27 protein-coding genes are annotated in these 26,658 nt (G+C 32.7%); 16 read left to right on the forward strand and 11 right to left on the reverse strand.

Going from position 1 to position 26,658, the window contains the following annotated elements; all coding sequences use genetic code 11:
• Positions 1–122: 122 nt before the first annotated feature.
• From B0A68_RS14905 to B0A68_RS14920, 4 genes are read right to left on the reverse strand one after another with little or no spacing between them, the layout of a single operon-like run.
• The gene (locus B0A68_RS14905) at positions 123–650 is read right to left on the reverse strand and encodes a DUF6438 domain-containing protein (RefSeq protein WP_035690145.1); all 528 of its coding nucleotides are present in this window, start codon (positions 648–650) and stop codon (positions 123–125) included.
• Between the two features lie 12 nt (positions 651–662).
• Positions 663–1,529 carry a peptide chain release factor N(5)-glutamine methyltransferase gene (gene prmC / locus B0A68_RS14910; protein WP_035690143.1) on the reverse strand — a complete coding sequence of 289 codons (867 nt, stop codon included), beginning with the start codon at positions 1,527–1,529 and terminating at the stop codon, positions 663–665.
• A 25-nt stretch (positions 1,530–1,554) separates the two neighbouring features.
• Positions 1,555–2,367 (reverse strand): hypothetical protein, encoded by an 813-nt coding sequence (locus tag B0A68_RS14915; protein ID WP_051893008.1) that lies wholly within the window; start codon positions 2,365–2,367, stop codon positions 1,555–1,557.
• Between the two features lie 4 nt (positions 2,368–2,371).
• Positions 2,372–2,857 carry a GNAT family N-acetyltransferase gene (locus B0A68_RS14920; protein ID WP_035690142.1) on the reverse strand — a complete coding sequence of 162 codons (486 nt, stop codon included), beginning with the start codon at positions 2,855–2,857 and terminating at the stop codon, positions 2,372–2,374.
• A gap of 128 nt (positions 2,858–2,985) precedes the next feature.
• Between B0A68_RS14920 and ribD the strand changes: the two genes are divergently transcribed.
• The 3 genes from ribD to B0A68_RS14935 are packed head-to-tail and all read left to right on the forward strand — an operon-like array spanning position 2,986 to position 5,273.
• On the forward strand, positions 2,986–4,035 hold the full coding sequence (gene ribD / locus B0A68_RS14925) for a bifunctional diaminohydroxyphosphoribosylaminopyrimidine deaminase/5-amino-6-(5-phosphoribosylamino)uracil reductase RibD (protein WP_035690141.1): 1,050 nt from the start codon (positions 2,986–2,988) through the stop codon (positions 4,033–4,035).
• Positions 4,028–4,630 (forward strand): HAD family hydrolase, encoded by a 603-nt coding sequence (locus B0A68_RS14930; protein ID WP_035690140.1) that lies wholly within the window; start codon positions 4,028–4,030, stop codon positions 4,628–4,630. The genes ribD and B0A68_RS14930 overlap by 8 nt, the downstream gene beginning before the upstream one ends.
• 10 nt (positions 4,631–4,640) lie before the next feature.
• On the forward strand, positions 4,641–5,273 hold the full coding sequence (locus B0A68_RS14935; RefSeq protein WP_035690138.1) for an IMPACT family protein: 633 nt from the start codon (positions 4,641–4,643) through the stop codon (positions 5,271–5,273).
• Positions 5,274–5,304: 31 nt separating this feature from the next.
• Here the strand turns inward: B0A68_RS14935 and B0A68_RS14940 are convergent, their stop codons facing one another.
• Positions 5,305–5,709 (reverse strand): acyl-CoA thioesterase, encoded by a 405-nt coding sequence (locus B0A68_RS14940; RefSeq protein ID WP_035690136.1) that lies wholly within the window; start codon positions 5,707–5,709, stop codon positions 5,305–5,307.
• 186 nt (positions 5,710–5,895) lie between these two features.
• Here B0A68_RS14940 and dnaA point away from each other — a divergent pair, with 186 nt between their 5' ends.
• From dnaA to scpA, 10 genes are all read left to right on the forward strand, one after another.
• On the forward strand, positions 5,896–7,323 hold the full coding sequence (gene dnaA, locus B0A68_RS14945; protein WP_035690135.1) for a chromosomal replication initiator protein DnaA: 1,428 nt from the start codon (positions 5,896–5,898) through the stop codon (positions 7,321–7,323).
• Positions 7,324–7,332: 9 nt separating this feature from the next.
• The gene (locus B0A68_RS14950) at positions 7,333–7,800 is read left to right on the forward strand and encodes a low molecular weight protein-tyrosine-phosphatase (protein WP_035690134.1); all 468 of its coding nucleotides are present in this window, start codon (positions 7,333–7,335) and stop codon (positions 7,798–7,800) included.
• A gap of 32 nt (positions 7,801–7,832) precedes the next feature.
• On the forward strand, positions 7,833–8,546 hold the full coding sequence (locus tag B0A68_RS14955; RefSeq protein WP_035690133.1) for an SAM-dependent methyltransferase: 714 nt from the start codon (positions 7,833–7,835) through the stop codon (positions 8,544–8,546).
• Positions 8,547–8,569: 23 nt separating this feature from the next.
• Positions 8,570–9,079, forward strand: a complete 510-nt coding sequence (locus B0A68_RS14960) for an energy transducer TonB (protein WP_051893005.1) — start codon at positions 8,570–8,572, stop codon at positions 9,077–9,079.
• A 59-nt stretch (positions 9,080–9,138) separates the two neighbouring features.
• Positions 9,139–10,266 carry a methionine aminotransferase gene (locus B0A68_RS14965; protein WP_035690132.1) on the forward strand — a complete coding sequence of 376 codons (1,128 nt, stop codon included), beginning with the start codon at positions 9,139–9,141 and terminating at the stop codon, positions 10,264–10,266.
• A 74-nt stretch (positions 10,267–10,340) separates the two neighbouring features.
• Positions 10,341–11,222, forward strand: a complete 882-nt coding sequence (locus tag B0A68_RS14970) for an SDR family oxidoreductase (protein WP_035690131.1) — start codon at positions 10,341–10,343, stop codon at positions 11,220–11,222.
• Between the two features lie 273 nt (positions 11,223–11,495).
• Entirely contained in the window at positions 11,496–12,104 is a 609-nt protein-coding gene (gene udk, locus B0A68_RS14975; RefSeq protein WP_035690130.1) for a uridine kinase, read from the forward strand.
• Between the two features lie 113 nt (positions 12,105–12,217).
• Positions 12,218–12,553 carry an FtsB family cell division protein gene (locus B0A68_RS14980; RefSeq protein WP_035690337.1) on the forward strand — a complete coding sequence of 112 codons (336 nt, stop codon included), beginning with the start codon at positions 12,218–12,220 and terminating at the stop codon, positions 12,551–12,553.
• 13 nt (positions 12,554–12,566) lie between these two features.
• On the forward strand, positions 12,567–13,931 hold the full coding sequence (locus B0A68_RS14985; RefSeq protein WP_035690129.1) for a methylmalonyl-CoA mutase subunit beta: 1,365 nt from the start codon (positions 12,567–12,569) through the stop codon (positions 13,929–13,931).
• A gap of 43 nt (positions 13,932–13,974) precedes the next feature.
• Positions 13,975–16,110, forward strand: coding sequence for a methylmalonyl-CoA mutase (scpA, locus tag B0A68_RS14990; RefSeq protein WP_035690128.1), 2,136 nt, complete (start codon positions 13,975–13,977; stop codon positions 16,108–16,110).
• Between the two features lie 39 nt (positions 16,111–16,149).
• Here the strand turns inward: scpA and B0A68_RS14995 are convergent, their stop codons facing one another.
• The 4 genes from B0A68_RS14995 to dapF form a co-directional block, all read right to left on the reverse strand.
• Positions 16,150–16,788 carry a hypothetical protein gene (locus B0A68_RS14995; RefSeq protein ID WP_035690336.1) on the reverse strand — a complete coding sequence of 213 codons (639 nt, stop codon included), beginning with the start codon at positions 16,786–16,788 and terminating at the stop codon, positions 16,150–16,152.
• Positions 16,789–17,277: 489 nt separating this feature from the next.
• Complete coding sequence (mltG, locus tag B0A68_RS15000; RefSeq protein WP_035690127.1) at positions 17,278–18,318, reverse strand: endolytic transglycosylase MltG; 1,041 nt, start codon at positions 18,316–18,318, stop codon at positions 17,278–17,280.
• A 12-nt stretch (positions 18,319–18,330) separates the two neighbouring features.
• Entirely contained in the window at positions 18,331–18,864 is a 534-nt protein-coding gene (locus B0A68_RS15005; RefSeq protein ID WP_035690126.1) for a GNAT family N-acetyltransferase, read from the reverse strand.
• Positions 18,865–18,887: 23 nt separating this feature from the next.
• Positions 18,888–19,670: a diaminopimelate epimerase gene (dapF, locus tag B0A68_RS15010; protein WP_035690125.1), complete on the reverse strand. Its 783-nt coding sequence runs from the start codon at positions 19,668–19,670 to the stop codon at positions 18,888–18,890.
• Positions 19,671–19,808: 138 nt separating this feature from the next.
• Here dapF and B0A68_RS15015 point away from each other — a divergent pair, with 138 nt between their 5' ends.
• Entirely contained in the window at positions 19,809–21,209 is a 1,401-nt protein-coding gene (locus B0A68_RS15015) for a trypsin-like peptidase domain-containing protein (RefSeq protein WP_035690124.1), read from the forward strand.
• Positions 21,210–21,370: 161 nt separating this feature from the next.
• Complete coding sequence (locus tag B0A68_RS15020; RefSeq protein WP_035690123.1) at positions 21,371–22,819, forward strand: glyceraldehyde-3-phosphate dehydrogenase; 1,449 nt, start codon at positions 21,371–21,373, stop codon at positions 22,817–22,819.
• A gap of 58 nt (positions 22,820–22,877) precedes the next feature.
• On the opposite strand, the gene B0A68_RS15025 is transcribed toward B0A68_RS15020, so the two are convergent.
• Positions 22,878–23,336 (reverse strand): Lrp/AsnC family transcriptional regulator, encoded by a 459-nt coding sequence (locus B0A68_RS15025; RefSeq protein WP_035690121.1) that lies wholly within the window; start codon positions 23,334–23,336, stop codon positions 22,878–22,880.
• A gap of 200 nt (positions 23,337–23,536) precedes the next feature.
• On the opposite strand from B0A68_RS15025, the gene ald reads away from it, so the two are divergent.
• On the forward strand, positions 23,537–24,655 hold the full coding sequence (gene ald / locus B0A68_RS15030) for an alanine dehydrogenase (protein WP_035690119.1): 1,119 nt from the start codon (positions 23,537–23,539) through the stop codon (positions 24,653–24,655).
• 124 nt (positions 24,656–24,779) lie between these two features.
• On the opposite strand, the gene pafA is transcribed toward ald, so the two are convergent.
• Positions 24,780–26,396, reverse strand: a complete 1,617-nt coding sequence (pafA, locus tag B0A68_RS15035) for an alkaline phosphatase PafA (RefSeq protein ID WP_035690118.1) — start codon at positions 26,394–26,396, stop codon at positions 24,780–24,782.
• Positions 26,397–26,658: the final 262 nt, after the last annotated feature.

A 26,658-nucleotide genomic window follows, 5' to 3' on the forward strand; every position in this document is an offset into this window, starting at 1 on the left:
CACTTCTATCGGGGCTAGATTAGGCGAATCTTTTTTTTAAGAACTTCTCCTGTAAGGTTTACAAAACCATCTAGATAGACACTATTTAATTAAACGATTTTACCTGCCTAGAAAACTTCTTGTTATTTTTTGATTGATTTTGGCGGTATAATGTATTGCAAAGTTGTTTCAAAAATCAAGCTATCAGTGCTTTGTAATTTTTGTTTCGCAGCAATATTTTTAAACCAATATAAAATATCTAAATCCTGTTTTGTCATTTTTCCTGTGTTTTCGGCAAACCTTGTTTTATGTTTTCGAAAACCATCGTGAATAAAAAATTCTACGTCAGGATGATCTGTTTTTTTATATTCTGTAGTGTCAATACCCTTAACTATAAATTTATCAAAACGAACTTGAATACTATCCCAAATTTCTTTTGAAACTTTTCCTTTAAAATAACCGTTTTTGTACGCCCCCTCGCCACCATAAAATGACACATTCAAATTATTATCTACGCTATATACTTCAAACGGACAGTTGCTTTCGCAGCCATAACCCGAAAAGGCTACAGTTACTTTAGATATAGTACCTTTATTTTCAGATTTTGTATCTCTACAGCCAATAAAAACCAGTAAAACTGCAAGTAATATTAGCTTTGTTATTGTTTTCATTTATAAATATTATTACTGCTTTTTAGAAACCTTGCAGGATATCATTCTGTAGTTATCGTAAATGTCTTTTCTTAAATCAATATTCTCAAAATTCATTTCTTCCAGTAAATTTGTCATTTCTTTACCCAGATATTGATTAATTTCAAAATACAATTGTCCGTTTGGCAATAGATTTTTTTTGGCCAGACCCGCAATTTTTTTATAAAATATCAGAGCATCATTATCTTTAACAAAAAGAGCCAGATGCGGTTCATAATCCAGAACATTCTTTTTAATTTCTTCTTTTTCTAATTCTCTAACATATGGAGGATTTGAAACTATGATATCATAATCATATTTCAGTATCTCTAGATCCAGAATATTCTTAAACATAAAGGTAATTTCGACCTTGTTGTTTATGGCATTTCTTTTGGCTGTTTCGAGTGCTTTTTTAGAAACATCTATCGCATAAACATCTGAGTTAGGCAGGTTTTTTGCCAACGATACTGCAATACAGCCGCTTCCTGTCCCGATGTCTAAAATTTTAAGCTTTTTAGTTTTATCCAGTGCAGCATTATCATTAATAATCCATTCTACCAATTCTTCGGTTTCCGGTCTGGGAATCAAGACATTTTCATTTACTTCAAAATCTAAACCATAAAAACTGGTTTTTCCGAGAAGGTACTGAATTGGGATTTCTTTCTTGAGTTGTTCTAAAATTGAATCTAAAAGAACAAAATCTTTATCAGTAAATGTTAATTCATGATTTAAAGCCAAATCAATCTGTCTAAGTCTAAACTTATCTTCTAAAATTAAATAGAAAAAACTCTCCGCCTCATATGCATCGTAAAATGGTGCCAGTTCCTGTATAAATTGAGTTCTATATTGTTTAATTTTCATTTTATCTCTTATTAAAACAGATTAATTAGCAGTCAAATTGTACTGCAATTTCTGCAGTTTTCTTCATAGCATCGCCATTCTGAGCTTTTGAAGAAAGAAATAAAATTACTCTTTCTTCTTCATAATCCCTATTTGCGCGAAAAATAAGGTCTAATTTCCCGTCTCCGTCAATATCACCCGCAAAAAGTAATTCAACAAATGTATCATGAAAGTTTTCCTGCTCTAAAATAAGTTTTTCCGGATTGTTTTCTACAGTCAAATAAAGTTTATAATTTTTTACTTCTTTAAAAAAATCTTCTTTACCGTCTTCTGTTTCAATTTTTTGAGAAGATAATACTTTTCCTTCTGCTCTAAAAGTATATTTTAGATTATTAAGCACAAGCGACATCTTTTCATTCGGCCAGATTTTATCTTTAGTAATTTTTACAGCATTTATTTTTCCCATTTTCAGCTCAGGATAATCCATAAAAATCAAAGATTTATTTTTAGGATTAATAGATTTCAAAGAATCTCCAGAGCATTCATCAAATCCTTTTTCTATTTCATAATTTGCTTTTGCTAAAAAATACGATCCATTTTCTTCGTATAAATCAGTCCAATTCTGATTTAAGGAATCTACTGGGTTTTTATTTTCCCAAGTTCGATACGATCTCGGTATTAAAACTTTAAAATCACTTTTAAAATCCTCGTATGCAACAGCTATTTCGTCTTGAGTACTATCTGCAACGACATCATTTTCTACATTCTTTTTGATCACCATTTTATATTTTGGTTCTTTAGAATTATTACAAGAAAACAAAACCAGAGCTAAAACAGCTGTAACAATAAAATTTTTCATAGGCTTATAAATTTTTCAACATCCAGACAGGGCAAGAACTGTGCCCAGTATTTCCCATTGGGGAATTTAAATACTCAAATCCTGATTTTTTATACAGTTTTTGAGCTGCAAGCATAAAAGGCATTGTTTCGATATAACATTTCTCAAAACCAAAATCTTTTGCCTGCTGTAAACATTTTTCCATCATTTCGGCTCCAATTCCTAACCCCCTCGTTTCTGGCAGGAAATACATTTTTTGCAATTCTGCAATTTGTACATCTCCATTTTCTAAAGGTGCAATTCCCGCACATCCCACAATTTCACCCTCGTTTTCGACTACAAAATATACCGATCTTGGCTTATTGTATTCTTCAAACATTAAATCTAAATAGGGATCCTCATATGCAGTTCCCACTTTAGGAATGTTCATTTCATCAAAAACTGATCTTATTAACCGGGCAACTGCCTCATTGTCTTCTTTTTTTATTTTTCTGATGATCCTGTTTTTCATGTTCTTTTGTACAAAATAGTATTACAAAAATAAAAATACTTTTTCGATAGTTTCATAACAATTCGGAATGTTTCACAACTATATGAATATCCGCCGGCATAAAACTCAAAATTAATTACTTTTGTACTGTGAATATACATGAGAAATACATAAAACGCTGTGTGGAACTGGCCAAAAATGGCTTCGGAACGACGTATCCTAATCCAATGGTCGGGAGCGTAATTGTTTATAAAGATGAAATCATTGGTGAAGGCTGGCATAAAAAAGCAGGAGAACCGCATGCAGAGGTAAACGCCATTAGATCTGTAAAAGACAAATCGCTCTTAAAAAAAGCCACTATATATGTAAGTTTAGAACCTTGCAGCCATTTTGGAAAAACACCTCCGTGCTGTGATTTGATAATTGAGCATAAAATCCCGAATGTGGTAGTAGGAACTGTAGATCCTAACGAAAAAGTTGCCGGCAGGGGAATAAAAAAAATAATAGAATCTGGAGCCAATGTTGTTGTTGGTATTTTAGAAGAAGAATGCAATGATCTTAATAAGCGCTTTTTTACTTTTCATCAAAAAAAGAGACCTTATATTATATTAAAGTGGGCCGAAAGTCAGGATGGCTTTTTAGCACCAGAAAAACAAATCAATCAGGAAAGAAAACCAGTTTGGATTACCAATAGTTATTCGCGCCAATTGGTTCATAAATGGCGAAGCGAAGAACAAGCAATTTTAGCAGGAACACAAACTGTTATTGATGATAATCCGAAATTAAATGTTCGCGATTGGAGCGGTAATAATCCCGTTCGGGTTATTTTAGATCAAAACAGCAGAATTTCAAAAGACAGTTTTATTTTTGATAATAGTGTTAAAACAATTGTTTTTACAAAGTCTGAAATCACTTCAAAAAAAGAAAACGTTACCTTTGAAGTAATAAATTTTAATCAAGATATAATCCCGCAGATTCTAGAAGTTCTACATCAAAACCAAATACAATCTATTATTATAGAAGGCGGACTAAAAACGCTGCAAACTTTTATAGATCAAAATATTTGGGATGAAGCCCGTATATTTAAAGGAAATGTTTTTTTTGAAAAAGGAACAAAAGCTCCGTTTTTATCTGGAAAATCTGCCACGAGAATCAATATTGGAGGTGACGAATTAATAAAAATTGCAAATCATGATTGATACTATAATTTTTGACTTTGGAGATATTTTTATCAATTTAGACAAACAAGCTACTATTTCTGGATTGCAAAAATTAGGCATGAAAGAATGGAATTCAGAACTAGATCGTTTAAATCTTTTGTTTGAAACCGGAGATATTTCTTATGATGAATTTATTGCGGGTTTTCAGAAAGAACTTCCTAATGCTTCAAAAGAAGAAATTCTAGAAGCCTGGAATGCTGTTTTGGCCGATTTTCCTTTATATAGATTAGAATTCCTGCAGCTGCTTTCGAGAAAATACAGACTCTTTTTATTGAGCAATACAGACTCGATACATATTGCAACTTTTGAATACAGAAGCGGTATTTCTTTCTACAGCGATTTTTATCGTTGTTTTGAAAAAGTATATTTTTCATTTGAAATTGGGAAAAGAAAACCAAATGCCGATGCATTTCAATATTTAATTAACAAACATGAACTATCTCCAAAAAGAACTCTGTTTGTAGACGATAAAAAAGAAAACACAGACAGCGCAGCATCTTTGGGCTTTAATGTTTGGAATCTACAAGTTGGAAAAGAAGACGTGATAGATTTATTTGATAAAAAAATACTTTAGATAATTACTTTTGGAATATCCCGATACTTTTCAAACTATTGCTTCGGCTTCTGAAGAAATTCTGCTAAAAGAAAAAGGCAGTAAATTTTTTGGATATGCCTTTCCGATTGCACATGAGGATGAAGTAAAACCAATTATTGAAAATTTAAAAAAACAGCATCCGCACGCTGTTCACTTCTGCTATGCTTATCAGCTTGGTACGGCTCCAAAAATATCATATCGCGCCAATGACGACGGCGAACCCAGTAATACGGCAGGCGCACCAATTTACGGTCAAATACAATCTTTTGGAGTGACTAACGTTCTTCTGGTTGTTGTCAGGATTTTTGGAGGCACAAAATTGGGTGTCGGCGGTTTAATTGCAGCTTATAAAACAACCGCTCAATTAACACTTGAAGTCTGCGAAATTATCGAAAAGACAATTGATGTTCACTTTCTAATCACTTTTGATTACAAAAACATGAATAAAGTGATGCGTGTTATTAAAGAAAAAAAGCTTGACATTGTATCTCAGGAAATGGAAATAAATGAAGATTCTGGTCTTCCTTTTGGTAAAATTGAGCTCAAAACAAGAAAAAAAAATGCCGAAATAGTATTCGCCATTTTTGATTTAATGTTTGAAATCGACATCAAAACTATATGATTTTTTGCAAAATCTATTGCCATTTTAACAATTATTCCAACGTTTTGAACAACTCTAAAATATAATCTGGAGGAGCTGTTGGGCGGCCTGTTTTTAACGAAATAAATACTAAAATAAATACCGCAGTTGTTAATAACTCATTTGCTTCATTATAAATCTCACAGTCAAATTCTATCTTAACAGAAGATTGACTTTTGAAAGTAGTATGAATCGTCAGGAGCTCATCATAACGCGCAGATTTTTTATAATTAATCTGCATGGACACAATTGGTAGTCCAATTCCGCTTTCTTCCATATTTTTATACGAAATCCCTTTATTTCTAAGCCATTCCACGCGTCCTATCTCAAAATAAGGGACATAATTTCCGTGATATACGACTCCCATTTGGTCGGTTTCAGAGTAACGAACACGCACTTGCGTTTGATGATTTTTCATTATATACAGATTAAAAAAAATTAGTTTTTAAAAGTTGCTTACAACATTTTTTTATAAAATTAGAGGCCAAATTATTTTTTTTTACAGAAATTTGTTCACATATTTGTTATCCCGAAATTCGGAATAAAATTGCTCCTTTTTTATTAGGAGAATCTTTATCAATAATAAAAAAATTTATTTGAATCTATGACTAAAACTGCTCAATCGGTATGGGAAAACTGTTTGTCCTTTATAAAAGACAATATTCAAGATCAAGCATACAAAACTTGGTTTGAACCAATCAAGTCAGTTGAGCTAACCGATAACGCATTATATATTCAAGTACCTAGTAAATTTTTTTACGAATGGCTGGAAGAACATTACGTTAAATTACTCAAAGTTGCGCTTACCAAAGAACTGGGAAAAAACGCAAAGTTACTCTATAAAATTAAAATGGAAAACACTTATGGTAATAAACAGCCGTTTACAGAACAGCTGCCAAGTGCCAATAGAGTGCCAATGAAACCTCAAGAGGTTGATGCTCCGTTTAAAAACTTAAATCCTGAACTTAAAAATCCGTTTGTAATTCCTGGAATTAGAAATTTAAAAATTGAGTCGCAGTTAAATGCCAACTACAGTTTTGACAATTTCCTTGAAGGAGATTCTAACCGTTTGGCCCGTTCTGCAGGTATGGCTGTTGCCAATAAGCCTGGAGGAACATCATTTAATCCGTTATTGATTTTTGGAGGAGTTGGTTTAGGAAAAACACACTTAGCACACGCTATAGGTGTTGAAGTAAAAGATAAATATCCAGAAAAAACGGTTTTATACATTTCTGCCGAAATTTTCACACAACAATATATTGATTCGGTTAAAAAGAATAATCGTAATGATTTCATTCATTTTTACCAATTGATCGATGTTTTAATTATTGATGACGTTCAGTTTTTATCTGGAAAATCTGGAACACAGGACGTTTTCTTCCATATTTTTAATTATTTACATCAAAATGGAAAGCAGGTAATTTTAACTTCTGACAAAGCTCCTGTAGACATGCAGGATATTGAGCAGCGTTTATTATCTCGTTTCAAATGGGGATTGTCTGCAGAATTACATCAGCCGGATTACGAAACTCGTATCTCAATCTTAAAAAATATCCTGTATCGCGATGGTGTTGAAATGCCGGAAGATATTTTAGAATATGTTGCCCGTAACATCAAATCAAATGTTAGAGAATTAGAAGGTGCCATTATTTCGTTAATCGCCCAATCTTCTTTTAACAAAAAAGAAGTTACTATTGAACTGGCTAAAAGCGTTGTAGAGAAATTTGTTAAAAACGTAAAGAGAGAAATCTCAATCGATTATATTCAAAAAATTGTTTCAGATTATTTTCAATTAGATATTGAAACACTACAATCTAAAACAAGAAAAAGACACGTTGTACAAGCAAGACAACTCGCTATGTTTTTTGCAAAGAAATTTACTAAAGCTTCTTTGGCAAACATTGGTTCACAAATAGGAGACCGTGATCATGCTACTGTATTACATGCTTGTAAAACAGTTGATAATTTAGTTTCTACAGACAAACAATTCAAAAAATTTGTCGAAGATATCAATAAAAAACTAACGCTGTAAACGCGAATCATGCCAGTAAAAATTTTAATGGTTTGTTTGGGAAATATTTGCAGATCACCTTTAGCCGAAGGAATTCTTGCTTCAAAATTACCTCAAGACAAATTCTTTGTTGATTCTGCCGGTACAGGCTCTTGGCATATTGGGCATTGTCCTGACAAACGCTCAATAGACACTGCCAAAAAAAACGGAATAAACATAAGCAGTCAAAAAGGAAGACAATTTACCACTTCTGATTTTGAAGAGTTTGATTACATTTTTGTAATGGACAATTCTAATTTTCGCGATGTTATTCATCTTGCACAAACTTCTGAACATAAAGCAAAAGTCAGCCTGATCTTAAACGAATTATTTCCAGAAGAAAACGTTGACGTGCCAGATCCTTATTATGGCACTACAAATGGTTTTGACAATGTCTACCAAATGCTAGATGAAGTAACCGACCTTATTGCAGACAAGCTTATTCAAAAACACCGATAATTCTTTCGAATTATAATTTAAATAAACGCACCATGAAAGTTCTAGGAAAACTATACTTAATTCCAACGACAATGGGCGAAAGCGATCCTCTGGATGTTTTGCCGCAAACTGTAAAAAGAAGTATCGAACTTATAGATCATTATATTGTTGAGAACGACAAAACAGCCAGAAAATCTATAAAAGCAGTTTACCCAGAAAAAAAACAATCTGAATTGGTTCTTTTTACACTTAACAAGCGAACAGAACCAAGCGAACATTTAGACTTTATAAAACCTTTGTTAGAAGGGAAAAATATGGGTTTAATGAGCGAAGCAGGTTGCCCGGGTGTAGCTGATCCTGGTGCTGTAATTGTAAAATTAGCGCACGAAAAAGGAATTCAGGTAGTGCCTTTAGTGGGACCTTCTTCTATTTTATTGGCCATGATGGCTTCTGGAATGAACGGACAGAGTTTTACCTTTAATGGTTATTTACCAATTGATAAAGACGAAAAAAAGTCTGCATTAAAGTATTTTGAAAAATTATCGCAGGATAAAAATCAATCACAGCTTTTTATAGAAACTCCCTATAGAAATAATAAACTAGTCGAAGATATTTTGCAAATCCTAAATCCTTCAACGCATTTATGCATTGCAACAGATATCACGCTGCCAACAGAATTCATTAAAACAATGAAAATTTCTGATTGGAAAAAATTAAAAGTTGATTTACATAACAGACCAACTATTTTTATAATTCATAAAATGTAAAAGCAACTCATAAAACTTCATTTATGAAAAAACTGTCAATCCTGATTTTGATTTGTTTCACAAATTGCATTTCTTCTCCAAATATCAACAGTGTTTCAGGAACAAAAGTTTCTAAAACCCAAAATACGAAACCAGTTAATATTCAAAAAAAACAATCTAAACCTAGTATTTTAGAAGAAGATAATATTACTGATTCGCGCGAAGAGATCACAAAGATTGACAATAAAATTTATAATATTGAAGACATAGAAGTTGCACCTGAATTCCCAGGAGGAATTAATAAATTTTATAAATTCATGAATTTTAACACTAAATATCCCGACGAAGAGCTTAATGTGAAGGGAGAAGTTTTTGTTACTTTCGTAATTGAAAAAGATGGTTTATTAACCGAAATTGAAGTTTTAAGCGATGCGGGTTACGGAACAGGAACCGAAGCCATTCGGGTTTTAAAAAAATGTCCCAGATGGAATCCTGGTAAAAAAGATAATGAAGATGTCAGGGTTTTCTATGCAGCAACACTACCTATAAACTAATTTAAAGCATAAATTGTTTTATATTGTACTCACAAGTTTTTTACTAATCAAACTTTACAATGAGTAAACTTCCAAACGTAACAACAAGCATTTTTACCGTAATGTCTAAAATGGCAGCTGAATATAATGCTATAAATCTTTCGCAGGGATTTCCAAATTTTCCTGTTGATGAAAGATTAACAGATATCTTGGCAAAATTAGCGAAGGAAAATGTACATCAATATACGCCAATGGCAGGTTATCCGCCTTTGATGAACCAGATAGCAAAATTAATTCAGAGTTCTTACAACAGAACGATTAATCCTGAATTAGAACTTTTAGTTACAGCTGGCGCCACTCAGGGAATTTTTACTTCTATTTTGGCTTTGGTCAAAGAAAAAGACGAAGTAATTATTCTGGATCCGAGTTATGATTCTTATGAATCTCCGGTTTTATTATGTAATGCAAAACCAATTAGAGTGGCGCTGAACGACGATTACACACCAAATTGGGAGACAATCGAAAAAGCGTGTTCGGCAAAAAGCCGAATGATTATCATTAATAATCCGCATAATCCAACAGGAAAAATATTGACCGAATCTGATTTTCTTGAATTAGAAAAAATACTTTCAAAATATCCTGATCTTTTGGTTTTATCTGATGAAGTTTACGAATATATCACTTTTGAAGAAAAACATATTTCTGCACATACCAAAAACTTTCTTTTAGAGCGCTGTATTATGGTTTCTTCTTTTGGAAAATCATTTCACATTACTGGATGGAAAATTGGCTACACTGCAGCACCAGAACATTTGATGAAGGAAATTAAAAAAGTACATCAGTTTTTGGTTTTCAGCGTAAACAGCATTTCACAATTTGCGATCAGCGAATATTTAGATGTTGTTGATGTAAACCTTTTAGGAAAATTCTATCAGGAAAAACGAGATTATTTTCAGAAACTGCTTCAAAACAGCCGTTTCGAATTAAAACCTTGTGAAGGGACCTATTTTCAAGTGGCTTCTTATGCTAATATTTCGCAGGATGATGATGTTACTTTTTGCAAAAAATTAATTACGGATCACGGCGTTGCAGCAATTCCAATTTCGACTTTTTATTCCGATCACAAAGATCAAAAACTAATACGCTTTTGCTTTGCTAAAGATGACTTCACTTTAGAGTCTGCAGCAAAAAAAATATGTAATATTTAAAGTTTATTAAAATTTTATAACATTATTATGCACGCATCCTATTTTATTTAATTAATATTGTAAAAAGAAAAAGTATGAGCTATACAGATAAAATGTTACGTGACGACGCTTTGAAAGGTAAAGTGATTGTTGTTACAGGCGGTGGAAGTGGTTTAGGAAAAGCAATGACTAAATATTTCTTAGAATTAGGAGCTCAAGTAGCGATTACTTCCAGAGATTTAGAAAAACTGAAAGCAACTGCAACAGAGCTGGAAAGCGAAACCGGCGGAAAATGTCTTCCACTTCAATGTGACGTTCGTCATTATGAAGAAGTAGAAAATATGCTTCAGGAAGTTTTAAAAGCTTTTGGTAAAGTCGATGTTCTTTTGAACAATGCAGCCGGAAATTTTATTTCGCCAACTGAGCGTTTATCTGCAAATGCATTTGATACTGTTATAGATATTGTACTTAAAGGTTCTAAAAACTGTACGCTGGCTTTTGGAAAACACTGGATCGATACGAAACAAACATCGGCAACGATTTTAAATATTGTAACTACTTATGCCTGGACAGGTTCTGCTTACGTGGTACCAAGTGCGACTGCAAAAGCGGGAGTTTTGGCAATGACAAGAAGTCTTGCTGTAGAATGGGCTAAATACGGAATTCGCTCTAATGCAATTGCACCAGGTCCTTTTCCAACAAAAGGCGCTTGGGATCGATTACTTCCTGGAGATTTAGCCGAAAAATTTGATATGGCAAAAAAAGTACCATTAAAACGCGTGGGCGATCATCAGGAATTAGCCAATTTGGCTGCTTATTTAGTTTCTGATTTTTCAGCTTATGTAAATGGAGATGTCATTACGATTGATGGTGGAGAATGGTTAAAAGGTGCCGGACAATTTAATTTGTTAGAAGCAATTCCAGAAGAACTTTGGGATCAGCTCGAAATGATGATAAAAGCAAAAAAGAATAAATAATTACAAGTGCTTACTAAATTCAGAATATTTTATTAAAACTATACTGATTGCACGAAATCCCGGAGGTTTACTTTCGGGATTTTTTTATGCTTTTCACCACATAAGTAATAATCTTTTAACCATATAAGTAATATTAATTCATTCAAGCAACGTTTTGCTTAAATATCTGTTTGCTTAAATTTACTTACATTACTTATATGGTTAAATTATATTATATGCTTAACAATTCACTTAAATTATTATTTTTGCAAAACAAATTATAACATCAAATTTATGCTCATTATTGGACTTGCAGGAGGAACAGGAAGTGGAAAAACAACAGTAGTACACCAAATCATGACCGAATTACCAGACACTGAAGTTGGGGTAATTTCTCAGGATTCGTACTATAAAGAGACAACTAATTTGTCTTTTGACGAAAGAGCATTAATCAATTTTGACCATCCAAGATCTATTGATTTTGATTTGTTAGTAAAACACTTAAAAGCACTAAAAGCAGGTGAAACAATAGATCAGCCTGTATATTCTTTTATACAGCACAATAGAACAGATGATACCGTTTCTACACATCCTAGAAAAGTTATGATTGTTGAGGGAATTTTAATTCTGACAAATCCTGAACTTCGTGAGCTTTTTGACATCAAAATCTTTGTTCATGCCGATTCTGACGAAAGATTAGTTCGTCGTTTAAAAAGAGATATTTCAGAACGAGGACGTGATATCGACGAGGTTTTAAACCGTTACCAAAACACCTTAAAACCTATGCATGAGCAATTTATAGAACCTTCTAAAGCTTTTGCTGATATTATTATTCCTAATGATAAATACAACACTGTAGCAATTGATGTTGTTCGTGCCGTAATTAATCAGAGAATTTCATAATTTTTATTGTAAATTTATTCCATAAAAATTTAGGAGCTGTTTCCTGATTTCGTCTTTGTTTAGACCAAAGAGATGAATCAAAATATTAAAGATAAAAATCGTTTAAATTGAAAATTAAAATAAAAAACCCATACAAAGACAAATCCTGGTTTAAATATCTGGGCAATAAATACGTTTGGGTTCTACTATTTTTTGTCATTTGGATGTTATTTTTAGATAACTATTCTTATTTTGATCATCGCTTTCTAGACGGTCAGATCAACGAACTGCAGGATAATAAAAAATATTATCAGGAAGAGATCCGAAAAGATCAGGAACAGATAAAACAGCTTAAAAATCCAGAACAAATAGAAAAATATGCTCGCGAAAAATATTTCATGAAAAAAGACAGCGAAGATATTTACATCATTCAATTTGAAGGAGATACTATTCAAGACAATAAAGAATAATCAGAAAAAATCAATGGCTACTACTCTATTCGACGATTTTAATCCACTTTCATCCAAACAATGGAAACAAAAAATTCAGTTTGAATTGGATGGAGCCGATTATAACGAAACTGTAATCTGGAATTCTCCAGAAGATATCCAGGTAAAACCTTTTTATCATATTGATGAGTTTTCTAAAGCAGCGCTAGTAGAAACAAAAGCAGCCGATTTTAAAATCTGCCAGAATATTTTTGTTTACGATGTGGATAAATCTATTCAAAGAGCCTTAAACACTCTCGAAAGAGGTGCAGAAAGTTTGCGTTTTACTATTCAAAACGAAAAAACTGACATCCAAAAATTACTAGAAAATCTTCCTTTAGAAAATAGAATCGTTTACTTTAATTTGAATTTTATTTCAATCGATTTCGTAAAATTATTAGACTCATTATCAATTCAAAAAAAGAGTGTTTTTTACTGCAATTTAGACCCGATCGGTTATTTTGCACGTGAAGGAAACTGGTTTACAACTTCGGATAAAAATAATTTCGACACTATAGATTTAATATCCAAATCAACGACAAATCTCTCTCTGCTCAGCGTAGATTTAGGATTATATCAGAATGCAGGCGCTACTATTACACAGCAAATTGCTTATAGTCTCGCGCATGCAAACGAATATTTAAATCGTGTGCCAAAAATCCCTAAACAAATTGTTTTTCAGATTTCAGTTGGGAGCAATTATTTCTTTGAAATTGCAAAACTTCGTGCACTGAGAATGCTTTTTAAGTTAATTGCTGCCGAATACAATACAGATTTAGAATGTCATCTATTGGCAACACCTACTAAACGCAATAAAACTATTTACGATTATAATGTCAATATGCTCCGTACTACAACCGAATGCATGTCTGCTATTCTTGGCGGTGCAGATGCTGTAGCTAATCTGCCTTATGATTCTCTATATCATAAAGACAACGAATTTGGAGACCGCATTGCAAGAAATCAATTGTTGATTTTAAAACATGAAAGTTATTTTGACAAAGTAAACAATCCTGCTGACGGAAGTTATTATATTGAAAGTTTAACAATGCAGCTGGCCGAAAAAAGTCTGGCTTTATTTAAAGATATTGAGTCAAATGGAGGATTTTTAAAACTTTTGAACGACGGAACAATCAAAAAGAAAATTCAGGAAAGTGCTGCTAAAGAACAAGATTTATTTGACAGTAAAAAAGAGGTTTTATTAGGCACAAATAAATACCCAAATAAAGAAGACAAAATGAAACACGATTTAGAATTGTTTCCTTTTGTAAAAATCAAACCGAGAAAAACATTAATTACGCCGATTATAGAAAAAAGATTAGCTGAAAAGCTGGAACAGGAACGACTAGAATTAGAATAATCATTTTTTAAGTAATTAATAATCTGCTCAAAAGAGTATTTACATGATAAGAAAAGATCTTAAACATATTAATATTGAAAGTCAAAATTCAAAAGTTGAAAGTCAAAAGCCAGAAACGCTGACTGAAAGCTTTTTTACAGCTGAAGGGATTGAACTTAAAAAAAACTATTCTGAGAAAGATCTTTCAGCTTTAGAGTTTCTTGATTTCGGAGCTGGCTTTGCTCCCAATCTGCGTGGACCATACGCTACAATGTATGTGAGACGGCCGTGGACTATTCGTCAATATGCCGGATTTTCGACTGCTGAAGAAAGTAATGCTTTTTATAAAAGAAATTTGGCTGCAGGACAAAAAGGTCTTTCTATTGCTTTTGATTTACCTACGCACCGCGGCTATGACTCTGATCACGAAAGAGTGGTTGGTGATGTTGGAAAAGCTGGGGTTGCAATAGATTCTGTTGAAGATATGAAAGTGCTTTTTGATCAGATTCCATTAGATGAAATGTCGGTTTCTATGACTATGAATGGTGCGGTTTTACCTATTATGGCATTTTATATTGTAGCCGCAGAAGAGCAAGGAGTTGCTATCGAAAAACTTTCCGGAACCATTCAAAACGATATTCTAAAAGAGTTTATGGTTCGTAATACTTATATTTATCCGCCAGCGCCATCGATGAAAATCATAGCTGATATTTTTGAATTTACGAGCAAAAAAATGCCGAAATTTAATTCTATATCTATATCTGGTTATCATATGCAGGAAGCTGGTGCAACAGCTGACATTGAACTTGCCTACACTCTCGCTGATGGTTTAGAATACATAAGAACTGGATTATCAACCGGAATGACGATAGATGAGTTTGCTCCGAGATTATCTTTTTTCTGGGCAATTGGCATGAATCATTTTATGGAAATTGCCAAAATGAGAGCCGGCCGATTGATTTGGGCTAAATTATTAAAGGAGTTTAATCCTAAAAGTGACAAATCTTTAGTTTTAAGAACCCATTGCCAAACCAGCGGCTGGAGTCTGACAGAGCAAGATCCTTTTAATAATGTAGCGCGAACTTGTATCGAAGCAACGGCAGCAGCTTTTGGAGGAACACAATCTTTACACACCAATGCATTAGACGAAGCAATTGCACTCCCAACAGATTTTTCTGCGAGAATTGCACGCAATACCCAGATTTATTTGCAGGAAGAAACAAAAATAACCAAAACTGTTGATCCTTGGGCAGGTAGCTATTATGTAGAAAGTTTGACAAATGAAATTACAGAAAGTACTTGGAAACTCATTCAAGAGGTGGAAGAATTGGGCGGTATGACAAAAGCAATTGAAGCCGGAATTCCAAAACTAAGAATTGAAGAAGCTGCCGCACGAAAACAAGCCAGAATAGACAGCTCACAGGATATAATTGTTGGTGTTAATAAGTTTAGATTAGAAAAAGAAGATCCACTGCATATTTTAGATGTTGATAATCAAATGGTACGCAGGCAGCAAATAGATCGACTTGATGAGATAAAAGCAAAACGAGATACTGAAAAAGTAAATCGATCACTAGAAAAATTAATACTTTGTGCAAAAACCGGCGAAGGCAACTTACTTGAAATCGCAATTGAAGCAGCTCGAAACCGAGCAACTTTAGGGGAGATAAGCAATGCTTTAGAAAGTATATTTGGCAGGTTTAAAGCGCAAATAAAATCATTTAGCGGTGTGTACAGTGCAGCAATAAAAAACGACGAGAATTTTGAAAAAGCAAAAAAACTAGCCGATGACTTTGCCAGAAAAGAAGGTCGTCGCCCTAGAATTATGATTGCCAAGATGGGACAAGACGGACATGACCGCGGTGCAAAAGTAGTAGCAACTGGTTATGCAGATGTTGGTTTTGATGTAGATATAGGTCCTCTCTTTCAAACTCCTGCCGAAGCTGCCAAACAAGCAGTAGAAAACGACGTGCACATTTTAGGTGTTTCTTCTCTAGCTGCTGGACATAAAACATTGGTACCACAAGTAATTGAAGAACTAAAAAAACACAATCGAGAAGACATTATGGTCATTGTAGGCGGTGTGATTCCGGCGCAGGACTATCAATTTCTATTTGATGCCGGTGCAATTGCTGTTTTTGGCCCTGGAACCAAAATCAGCGAAGCTGCGATTAAAATACTTGAAATCTTAATTGATTAAATAAAAAATCCCGAAGTTATCGGGATTTTTATTTTTCTTTTATTTCTTAATAACGGCATCATTATCTGCCTCTATATAAGAAAGATCATAACCTCCAAAGTCTCTCATGTAACTTCTTAACGAAGTACCAAAAGCATCTCTAAAATGTTTATTTCCTTTGTTTTTAAAGAAATTCTTTACTGAACCTGCACCTCCTAAATGAGCTGCAGCTAAAATTCCAGATTCAGTAATTTCGATACCATTGATAATTTTCCCTTCGTACTTTTGAATTTCATATCGCAAAATCCATTTGTTTTTGGATAACAATGCGACAAATGCTTTTTCTTGTAAAGCGGGATCTTTTAAAAAGGCTTTATCATCCTTAATTCCAATTGCTCTTAGAGCTTTAGAACCAAATTGATATTTACCCATGTATCCTAGAGAATTGACTAACCGGTATTTTCCTTGAGATTCTTTAAAAGCTACCGCTTCTTTAAAACCTATAAAATGATTTCCGGTGTATGGGAAGTTTAAATTAGGATAATCATCCTTTTCTTGTGATGGAAATATATATTCAGATCCATCTGTTGTTTCGATTAAAAACCAAGGTTTGGTTTTTTCATTTGAGGGAATAAAACCCAAACTTAAAAATGTAATAATAACGATCAAACTCGCATAAAAATACCACTTCTTTATCATAAATTGTTTTTCTTCAAAACGCTGTCCCATTTTGAAATTTCTACGGTGCAAAGATAACAATTTAAAAAATATGTTGAAAATCAGCAATTTAACTTTTAAAATAATCTTACTAAAACTACTTTCAGCCCAGTATTGACGCCTGATAAGAAAGCAACAGCAAAACTTTAATTTAACTACAAAAGCTCAAAATATTTTTCAAAAAAAATTAAATTTTATATTAATTTTAAGCAAATTTATGCAAAAAGAAAGAAATAACCTACAATAAATTTTATTTTTTTGACCAGTTTTTCAAAATCGGTCTTAATCATTCTACATTTTAAAATTCAATTTCTTGATGATTTTATATTTACGTCAATTAAAATTATTCTTAAAATAAATATTCATCAATTTTAAAAGTTTGATGATTTTTATTTCAATTTGAATTCAAAAATAAAAATCCGAAGCTGATTAAACAACTTCGGATTTTATTTAAAATTTATGCTTATTTAATTATCTGGTTACTCCCTGTTTTACAATCCAATCAGAATATTTTTTTGCATTTATTGTATGTTCTGCATAAGTAGATGCAAATTCGTGATATCCGAAACGTTCAATGCTGGCACAGAAGTAAATATAATCGTGTTTTTCAGGATTCAAAACAGCTTCGACAGCTGTAATATCAGGCATCGCAACAGGCCCCGGAGGAAGTCCCGTATGCACGTATGTATTATATGGTGATTTTATAAGCAAATCATTGTAGAATACTTTTTTTATTACCTGATCAAAGTTATTGTCTCTTAATTTTAAAGAATAGATAACCGTTGGATCTGCCTGCAATGGCATTTCTAAGCGCAGGCGATTTAAATATACTCCTGCGATTCTTGGTCTTTCATCTTTTTTTACTGATTCTTTATGCACAATTGAAGCCAGAATTGTAGCTTCGACCGGAGTTAATCCTTGTGCTTTTGCCTTAGCAATTCTTTCCTCTGTCCAGAAATTACGATATTCTTTAATCATTTTATCGCGAAACTTTTCTGCAGAGGTGTTCCAATAAACTTCATAAGTATTTGGAATAAACATAGCAAAAACGTTTTCTTCATTAAAGTCATTTTCTTTCAAGAAATTAGGATCTCTAAAAGCTTTAAGTAATGATAAACTATCGGCTTCGATTTCTGAGCCTACTCTGCCAGCAAAATTTTCTAAACGTTCCTGATTATTAAAAGATAGTTTTACAGGAACATTAGAACGCATTGCACGCACTAAATCTATGTTATTCATATCTTTTTTAAGTAAAAAACGTCCTGATTTTACATTTTCAGGATAACTTCTTTTACTAGCAACCATTTCAAAATTATCGAAATTTTTAATATAAGGTTCTAATATTTTTTTTACGTCGCTGTAATCAGCTCCTGTCGGAACATAAACATAAAGTTCTTTTTCTTCGAATTTAGTATTTGCACTAAAAATTCTACTAATTAAAATAAATCCGTAAATCATTAATACCGAAATTACGGCTACGGCGGTCAGCGTGATAATTTTTTTTATACTCAAAACAGTCTAAATTTAAATTTGTTTATTGATTAACTGAAAAATTGCTTCATCATGATAGTGACCATTTAGCAAAATCCAGTCTTTTTTAATTCCAATTTTCTCGAAACCAAATTTAGTAAAAAGACCTATACTGGCAGCATTTTTTGTACTAATATTTGCATATAACTGATGCAGATTTAAGTTGTAAAAAGCGTAATCAATTAAAAGTTCCAACGCTTCCGATCCTATTTTTTGATTTTTATTTTCATCTTGCTGAATTACAATACCTACGCCTGCTCTGTTGTTTTTTGGATCAAATTCGAATAAGTCAATCAACCCAATTGCAGGAAAATCTTCATCTTTGCAAATGGCCAATCGCAATTGCTTTGCTTCATAAATATCCTGATGTGCATTCTCAAGATATTGTCGAACCAAAAAACGACTGTAAGGTGTCTGTGTGTTGCTGACTTCCCAAATTTTCTGATCATTTTCCATCGCATACACGAACTCTAAATCATTAGGTTCTAACGCTCGAAGGTATATATTGTCGCCTTTCAGTGTTATCATTATAGATTTTAAATAACTTAAAGTTAAATTTCTATTGTTCCTTTAAAAACAAATTTTGCGGGGCCATTTAGAAATACGTTAGTAAAGCGATCACCATTTTTATCAAAAGTAACTACTAATTTCCCGCCTTCTACATTTAGATTTATTGAAGTCTTATCTGTTTCTCCAATAGCATTCATAGCAATTGCAACAGCTGTAGCGCCAGTTCCACAGGCTAAAGTTTCATCTTCGACACCTCTTTCATAAGTGCGAAGAGAGAATGTATCGTCATTTATTTTTTGAACAAAATTGATGTTGCTTCCTTTTTCTCCATATAAGTCACCATAACGAATTGCTGCACCATTATCTTTTACATTATAATGTTTTAAATCGTCAACAATCTGAACATGGTGAGGTGAACCTGTGTTTAAAAATGTATAAGAATCTTTCTTTTGGACTTCGTCAACATCAATCATTCCTAATGAAACAATTGCATCTTCACCAAAAGAAGCATGATGCAGACCATCTGTTGCAATAAAAATAGTTTTATCATTAATAACACCCAATTGATTGGCAAAAGCAACCAGACAACGACCGCCATTACCGCACATCGAACTTTGGTTTCCGTCGGAGTTATAATAAACCATTCTAAAGTCGGTATCCTTATCATTTTCAAGCAAAATAAGTCCGTCTGCTCCAATACCAAAACGTCTGTCACATAAGCGTTCAATCAGTTTAACATCTTCTTTAGGAAAGAAATCTGAACGATTATCAATCATTACAAAATCGTTTCCTGTACCTTGATATTTATAAAATTCTATTTGCATTTTTTATCAGTTAGAAATACAAAAGTACGAACTATTAATTAATGAAATGTTAATCAATGTTAAAGAGAGTTAAAGCATTTTTCTGAATAATTTTTTCAATTAATTTTACTCAAAATAACTTAAAAAACAAATTCTAAAATGAAAAGATTTTCAGCCTTATTTTTAGTGTCATTATTAAGCGGCGCTATTACCCTTGGTGCGTACAAGTTATTATTTGAAAACAGTAATTCTCTTTTTGGAAATGGAAATTCTGTTGTAACTCTTGCCCCAAATTCATTCGGTAAAAATGTTGGCCTTCCAGCAGAAACTGTAGATTTTACAGCTGCAGCCGATAAAACAGTTCATACTGTTGTTCACGTTAAAAATGTATCGAGAAGAACGATAAGTAATCCTATGATGGAATTTTTCTATGGCTATGGCGGTCAGCAGCAACAAGAACAGGTTGGAACCGGTTCTGGTGTTATTATTTCTGAAGACGGTTATATTGTTACCAATAACCACGTCATCAAAGATGCATCGGAAATTGAAATTACTTTGAATAATAAAAAATCATATAAAGCAAAGCTTATCGGTACAGATTCAAAAATGGATATTGCCTTATTGAAAATTAATGCCGATGAAAAGCTGCCTTATACAGCTTTTGCTAATTCTGATAGTGTAAAAATTGGTGAATGGGTTTTGGCAGTTGGAAATCCTTATAATCTAACTTCTACAGTGACTGCGGGAATTGTTTCGGCGAAAGCCAGAAATTTAGATACAAACGGCATTCAGTCTTTTATTCAAACTGATGCTGCTGTAAATCCAGGAAACAGCGGTGGTGCACTAGTAAATACTCGCGGTGAACTTATAGGAATTAATACAATGATTTCGTCAATGACAGGATCATATGTTGGATATTCTTTTGCTGTTCCTTCTAATATCGCTCGAAAAATAATAGAAGATATTATGGAGTTTGGAAATGTTCAAAGAGGAATTTTGGGCGTTGAAGGCGGTGAACTTAACAGCTCTGTTTCTAAAGAATTAGGAGTTTCTGAAACACAAGGTTTTTACATCAGTAAAGTATCGAAAAATTCGGGAGCTGAAAAAGCTGGTCTTACAAAAGGTGACATTATTGTTAAACTTGATGATCAAAATATTTCTACTTATGCAGATCTTTCTGGCTACATTAATACCAAACGTCCTAATGATGTAGTTAAAGTGACCTTTCTTAAAGATGGCAAAACGAAAACAGTTCCTGTAACTTTAAATAAAAATGAATTTTTTAATACTGAATTTAAAGGAATAGAATTGGAAAACATTGATGCTGCAGACAAGAAGAAATTCAGAATTGATTATGGAGTTAAAATTAGAAACATAACTAATGAAAGTTTAATGCAATATCAAAGCGAACTTCAAGGCAATATTATTCTGAGTATAGATAACGTAAAAGCAACGAATGTTGAAACGGTTTCTAAACTATTAAATAAAAAAGATGAAGGTCAAAGTGTACGAATTGAAATGATAAACAAAAACGGAGAAATCTTTAGAATTATAATATAGCGAATATAAAATTTGAAAAAAAATAAGCCATCTTAGAAATAAGGTGGCTTTTTATTTTAAAAAAAATAAATCACAAAATAGCTTACGAAATCGATTGAAATGGATACTTTTGCGCAAAATTTTAAAATAGTGAGCATTTTATTTTTTTAATCTAGTCAATTATGAGCAAAAAATCTTTGTACCAAAAAGAGGTATCATTACAAGTCGACCGAAGAAGAGCGGGTGTCGAATTAATTAAAGTAATAAGTGATTTATGGTATGACAAATCCATTGAAATGGTTTTATTCAAAAATCAGTTATTGGATAAAAATGTCAGCGATATAATGAATCTGCATCAATATGCTGGTGAATTTGTGGGTAAGCCCATCACCATTTTTGATTCGGTTGAAATCGCAAAAGTGGTTTTATCTTTAGATCTTCCGCCTGCAAAAATCGATCTTGGAAAATTAACTTACGAATATCGATTGGAAGACGACAAATATCCTGACGCCAGATATTTTGTAATGGAAAAATTAAAAAAGGCAAAATCTTCAGAAGAAATTCTACCTAAAGATGTTGTTTTATACGGATTTGGAAGAATTGGACGTTTACTCGCAAGAGAGTTAATGTCGAAAACTGGCAAAGGAAACCAATTGCGTCTGAGAGCAATTGTAACCAGAGACAAAAATGATGAAATAAGTTTAGAGAAAAGAGCTTCTTTATTACGTTATGATTCTATTCATGGAGATTTTCAAGGTTCGGTAAAAGCTGATTCAAAGAATAATGCATTAATTATTAACGGAACTACAGTACATGTTATAACAGCAAATTCTCCTGAAGAGATTGATTATACACTATACGGAATCAACGACGCACTAGTCATTGATAATACAGGAGCTTTTACAACTGATGCAGCTCTAAAAAGACATTTAGCATCAAAGGGAATCAGCAAAGTTTTGCTAACTGCTCCAGGCAAAGGAGTTCCAAATATTGTACATGGCGTAAACCATACTGAATATAACCCGGATGAGATTGATATTTTCTCTGCCGCATCTTGTACTACCAATGCTATCACTCCAATTCTAAAAGTTGTCGAAGAAACTTTGGGAGTTGTTAAAGGACATTTAGAAACTATTCATGCGTATACAAACGATCAAAATTTGGTCGATAATATGCATAAAAAATATCGCAGAGGAAGAGCAGCCGCATTAAATATGGTAATTACAGAAACTGGTGCCGGAAGTGCAGTTGCAAAAGCATTACCGTCATTAGAAGGAAAATTAACATCTAATGCTATCAGAGTACCAGTTCCTAACGGATCATTGGTTATCTTAAATCTCGAAATTAAAAAAGCGACTTCAATCTTAGCAATTAATAAAATAATGAAAAAAAATGCTCTTGAAGGAGAGCTTGTAGAGCAGATAAAATATTCATTGAATAATGAATTGGTTTCTTCTGACATTGTTGGGACTTCAGCTCCTTCAATTTATGACAGTAATGCTACTATTGTATCTAAAGATGGAAAAAACATTGTGCTTTATATTTGGTACGACAATGAATATGGTTATAGTCAACAAGTAATTCGTCTCGCAAAATATATTGCCAAAGTAAGACGTTATACTTATTATTAATTCAACCCAGCTAACTTAATTAAAAACCATCAGGCTCGCTTGGTGGTTTTTTACTTCATTAAATGGGTAAAACAGTGGTGCTTTTTACTTCTGATATTACAAAAACTGTATTTATCAAAGAAACTTCAGGAAGAACAGATAATTTTTTTTGATGAAAATGATGATAACTTTCCATATCTGGAATAATAATCTTAAGCATATAATCAAAATTTCCAGATACATAATTACATTCGACAACTTCCGGCAAATCTAAAATTGATTGATTAAAACCTTCTGAAGTATCGTATGTCTGTTTCGTCAGTGTGACTTGACAGTAAACCGTAAGATTGTTTCCGAGTTTTTTCTTATTCAAAATCGAAACGTATTTCTCTATAACACCCTCTTTTTCAAGGCGTTTAACCCTGTCATGAACAGGCGTAAGTGATAAATTTATTTTATTTGCAATGTCTTTAAGTGTATAGTGCGCATTCTCCTGTAAAAGACGTAAGATTTTTTTGTCAATTTCATCTAAAATCATAACGAAAACGTTTTCTTAAATTAATAAAATTTAGTTGTTTTTTCTTTTTTAATAAAGTCAAAGGCTATTAAACAGAAAAAATTTCTGTAAAAGTATAAAATAAAATAATATTTTCTTATTTATGAGTTGTTAATCAATAATATATTCTCTATCAGTAGCTTTGTAAAACAAATTCAATAAAAACAAAAAAATACAACAATATGATAATAGGTGTTCCAAAAGAAATTAAAAACAACGAAAATCGTGTAGCATTAACTCCAGCAGGTGTTTCTGAAATGAAAAAACATGGACATGTTGTTTATGTACAATCAACTGCAGGTTTAGGAAGCGGATTTGGTGATGATGAGTATACAAATGCTGGTGCAGTAGTTTTAGGAACTATTGAAGAAGTTTATGCAATTGCAGAAATGATCATTAAAGTTAAAGAGCCAATTGCTTCAGAATATCCTTTAATCAAAAAAGATCAATTACTTTTCACCTATTTTCACTTTGCTTCATCAGAAGAATTAACACATGCAATGCTGGAAAAAGGTGCAGTATGTTTAGCCTATGAAACAGTTGAAAAAGCAGACCGCAGTTTACCGTTATTAGTTCCAATGTCTGAAGTTGCAGGACGTATGGCAATTCAACAAGGAGCAAAATATCTTGAAAAACCATTAAAAGGAAGAGGGATTCTTTTAGGAGGTGTTCCAGGTGTGCCACCAGCAAAAGTATTAGTTTTAGGAGGAGGAATTGTTGGAACTCAAGCAGCAAAAATGGCTGCGGGTCTAGGAGCTCAAGTAACTATCATGGATTTAAGTTTGCCTCGTTTACGTCAATTAGATGACATTATGCCAGCAAATGTAAATACAGAAATGTCTAATCATTATAATATTACAAGAGCAATTAAAGATGCTGACTTAATTGTTGGTGCTGTTTTGATTCCAGGAGCAAAAGCACCTCACTTAATTACTCGCGATATGCTTAAATTAATGCGCCCAGGAACTGTTGTTGTCGATGTTGCTGTAGATCAAGGTGGTTGTATCGAAACTTGTACTCCAACAACTCACGAAAACCCAACTTTTATTATTGATGACATTGTTCACTACTGTGTAGCTAATATGCCAGGTGCTGTTCCTTATACTTCTACTTTAGCGTTGACTAATGCTACTTTGCCATATGCACTACAATTAGCAAACAAAGGATGGGAAAAAGCTTGTAATGAAAATGAAGAATTGAAAAAAGGACTAAATGTAGCTAATGGAAAAATCCTTTATAAAGGAGTTGCTGAAGCTTGGAATCTTCCTTTTAATGAAGAAGTAACTTTAGCAAACGCATAATCCAAAGCTGATATTAAATTAAGTTCTAAATAAATAAAAAGGCTTTTCTTAATTGAAAAGCCTTTTTTTATGCAATAAAAAAACCTGTCTTTATAAAGACAGGTTTTTAATTTTTACTAGAATATTATTTTCCATCCAAAACTTCCTGCATAACTTTTGCTTCAGTTCCATTAGGGAAAGCAACTTTGATTTTTTGAGCAATTGTTGGAGCGATTTCAGTAATTGCTTTCTTATCATATGATTCTCCCTTTTTAATATGCCACCCATAAAAAATAGCAGGTACATGAGTATCATAACTGTATGGTGTTCCATGTGATGTTCCTGTAGTCGAGTATTCCATATCACCCGGTTTATTTATTATAACCATATCCCCATCTTGAGTAACATCATATCCTTTCGCAACAAAATTTAAATAGTAGTCATTTCCGGAATTAGCAAGAATTTCTTCCTCAGTATACACTTTTTTAATTTGTGGCAGTGAAATCAAAAACTCTTTAAATGCTTGTTTTACTTTTGGTAACTCTAACCCTTTATCTTTAATAACAGTTTTATTGAAGAAAATATTGAAATTAGAATAATTTAAGAGTAAATCAACTCCAAATGTTTTGATTGAGAAATCTTGCAAGCTTTTTCTAAAATCTTTTGCTGGATAATTATCCACATTATATTTTCGATCTTTTAAATAAATTACATTTTCAGCACCTGCATGATCAGCTGTTAAAAAAAGCAAATAATTATCTTTTCCAACCGTTTTATCCAAGTAAGCTAAAAAGTCAGCAATAGTCTGATCCAGTCTCAAGTAAGTATCTTGTAGTTCCATTGAACGCGGTCCAAGTAAATGACCAACATAATCAGTAGAAGAAAAACTTACTGTTAAAAAATCAGTAATATTATCTTTACCTAATTCTTCCTTTTCAATTGCTTTTTTGGCAAATTCAGCCAATAAATCATTTCCATAAGGAGTAGCTCTTAAAATTCCAGCATCATTTTTTTCATACATTGTTTTCAAATCATATGGAAAAACAGGTGCTGAACTTCCATACAATTTACCTTCATACGGATTATTATCTGGCAAACTTTCATTATATGTAGAGGCTGGTTTGTACAAATCCCATCCTTTATTAATATAAGTCATATAATGTTTTTCATTATTAAACTGAGAAACCCATTCTGGTAATTTTTCACCATAAAAACTACTTGAAATAAAAGATCCTGTTTTACTATACCAAAAAGCCCAATTTGCAAAATGCCCGGCAGGTAGAATCGCACCACGATCTTTTAGACTCATTCCGATGACTTTTCCAGCAAAATTAGTTGCCATTCTAACTTCATCAGTTATAGTAGTAGTTTGCAAATTTTTAGGAGACATAGCGCCTTCTTCTGCTGTACCATCTCCCACTGTTTTTACACCAGCATCATCAGTACAATACATTTCTTTTCCAAGAGTTCTGCTGTACCATTCATTCCCAACAATTCCATGAGTAGCAGGTGTAGTACCAGTATATATGGAAGCGTGTCCTGGTGCAGTATAAGTTGGCATATAATTATAATGCATGTTCTGAAAAGTAAATCCATCATTCATCAATCTTTTAAAGCCATTTTGAGTAAAATCATCAGAAAAGCGATATAAATATTCCATTTTCATCTGATCAACAACAATACCAACAACTAACTTAGGGCGCTGCTGTGCATTCAAATTTGCAATAGCAAACAATGCCAACAATACAATAGTTTTTTTCATACTTAAATTATAATATTTAAAAAAACAAAAATACATATTAGCGATTAAATAGGCTAACCTGCCATAATTTAAAACCTAAAATTGACTTTAATTTAACAGAATTACTAATTAGATAAGTAACTCTTTTCAATTATAACTTAAAATGTAACGAAAAATAATTTGGGCGTTTCCCTTCGGGCCGTGCTGTCCGCTGTATCTTTTGCGGGAGAAGTTTCAGTACAATGGAGATGTTCATGTTCCCACAAAAGGATGCCGCTCCCAT

Source organism: Flavobacterium reichenbachii (assembly GCF_002217435.1).
GTDB lineage: Bacteria > Bacteroidota > Bacteroidia > Flavobacteriales > Flavobacteriaceae > Flavobacterium > Flavobacterium reichenbachii.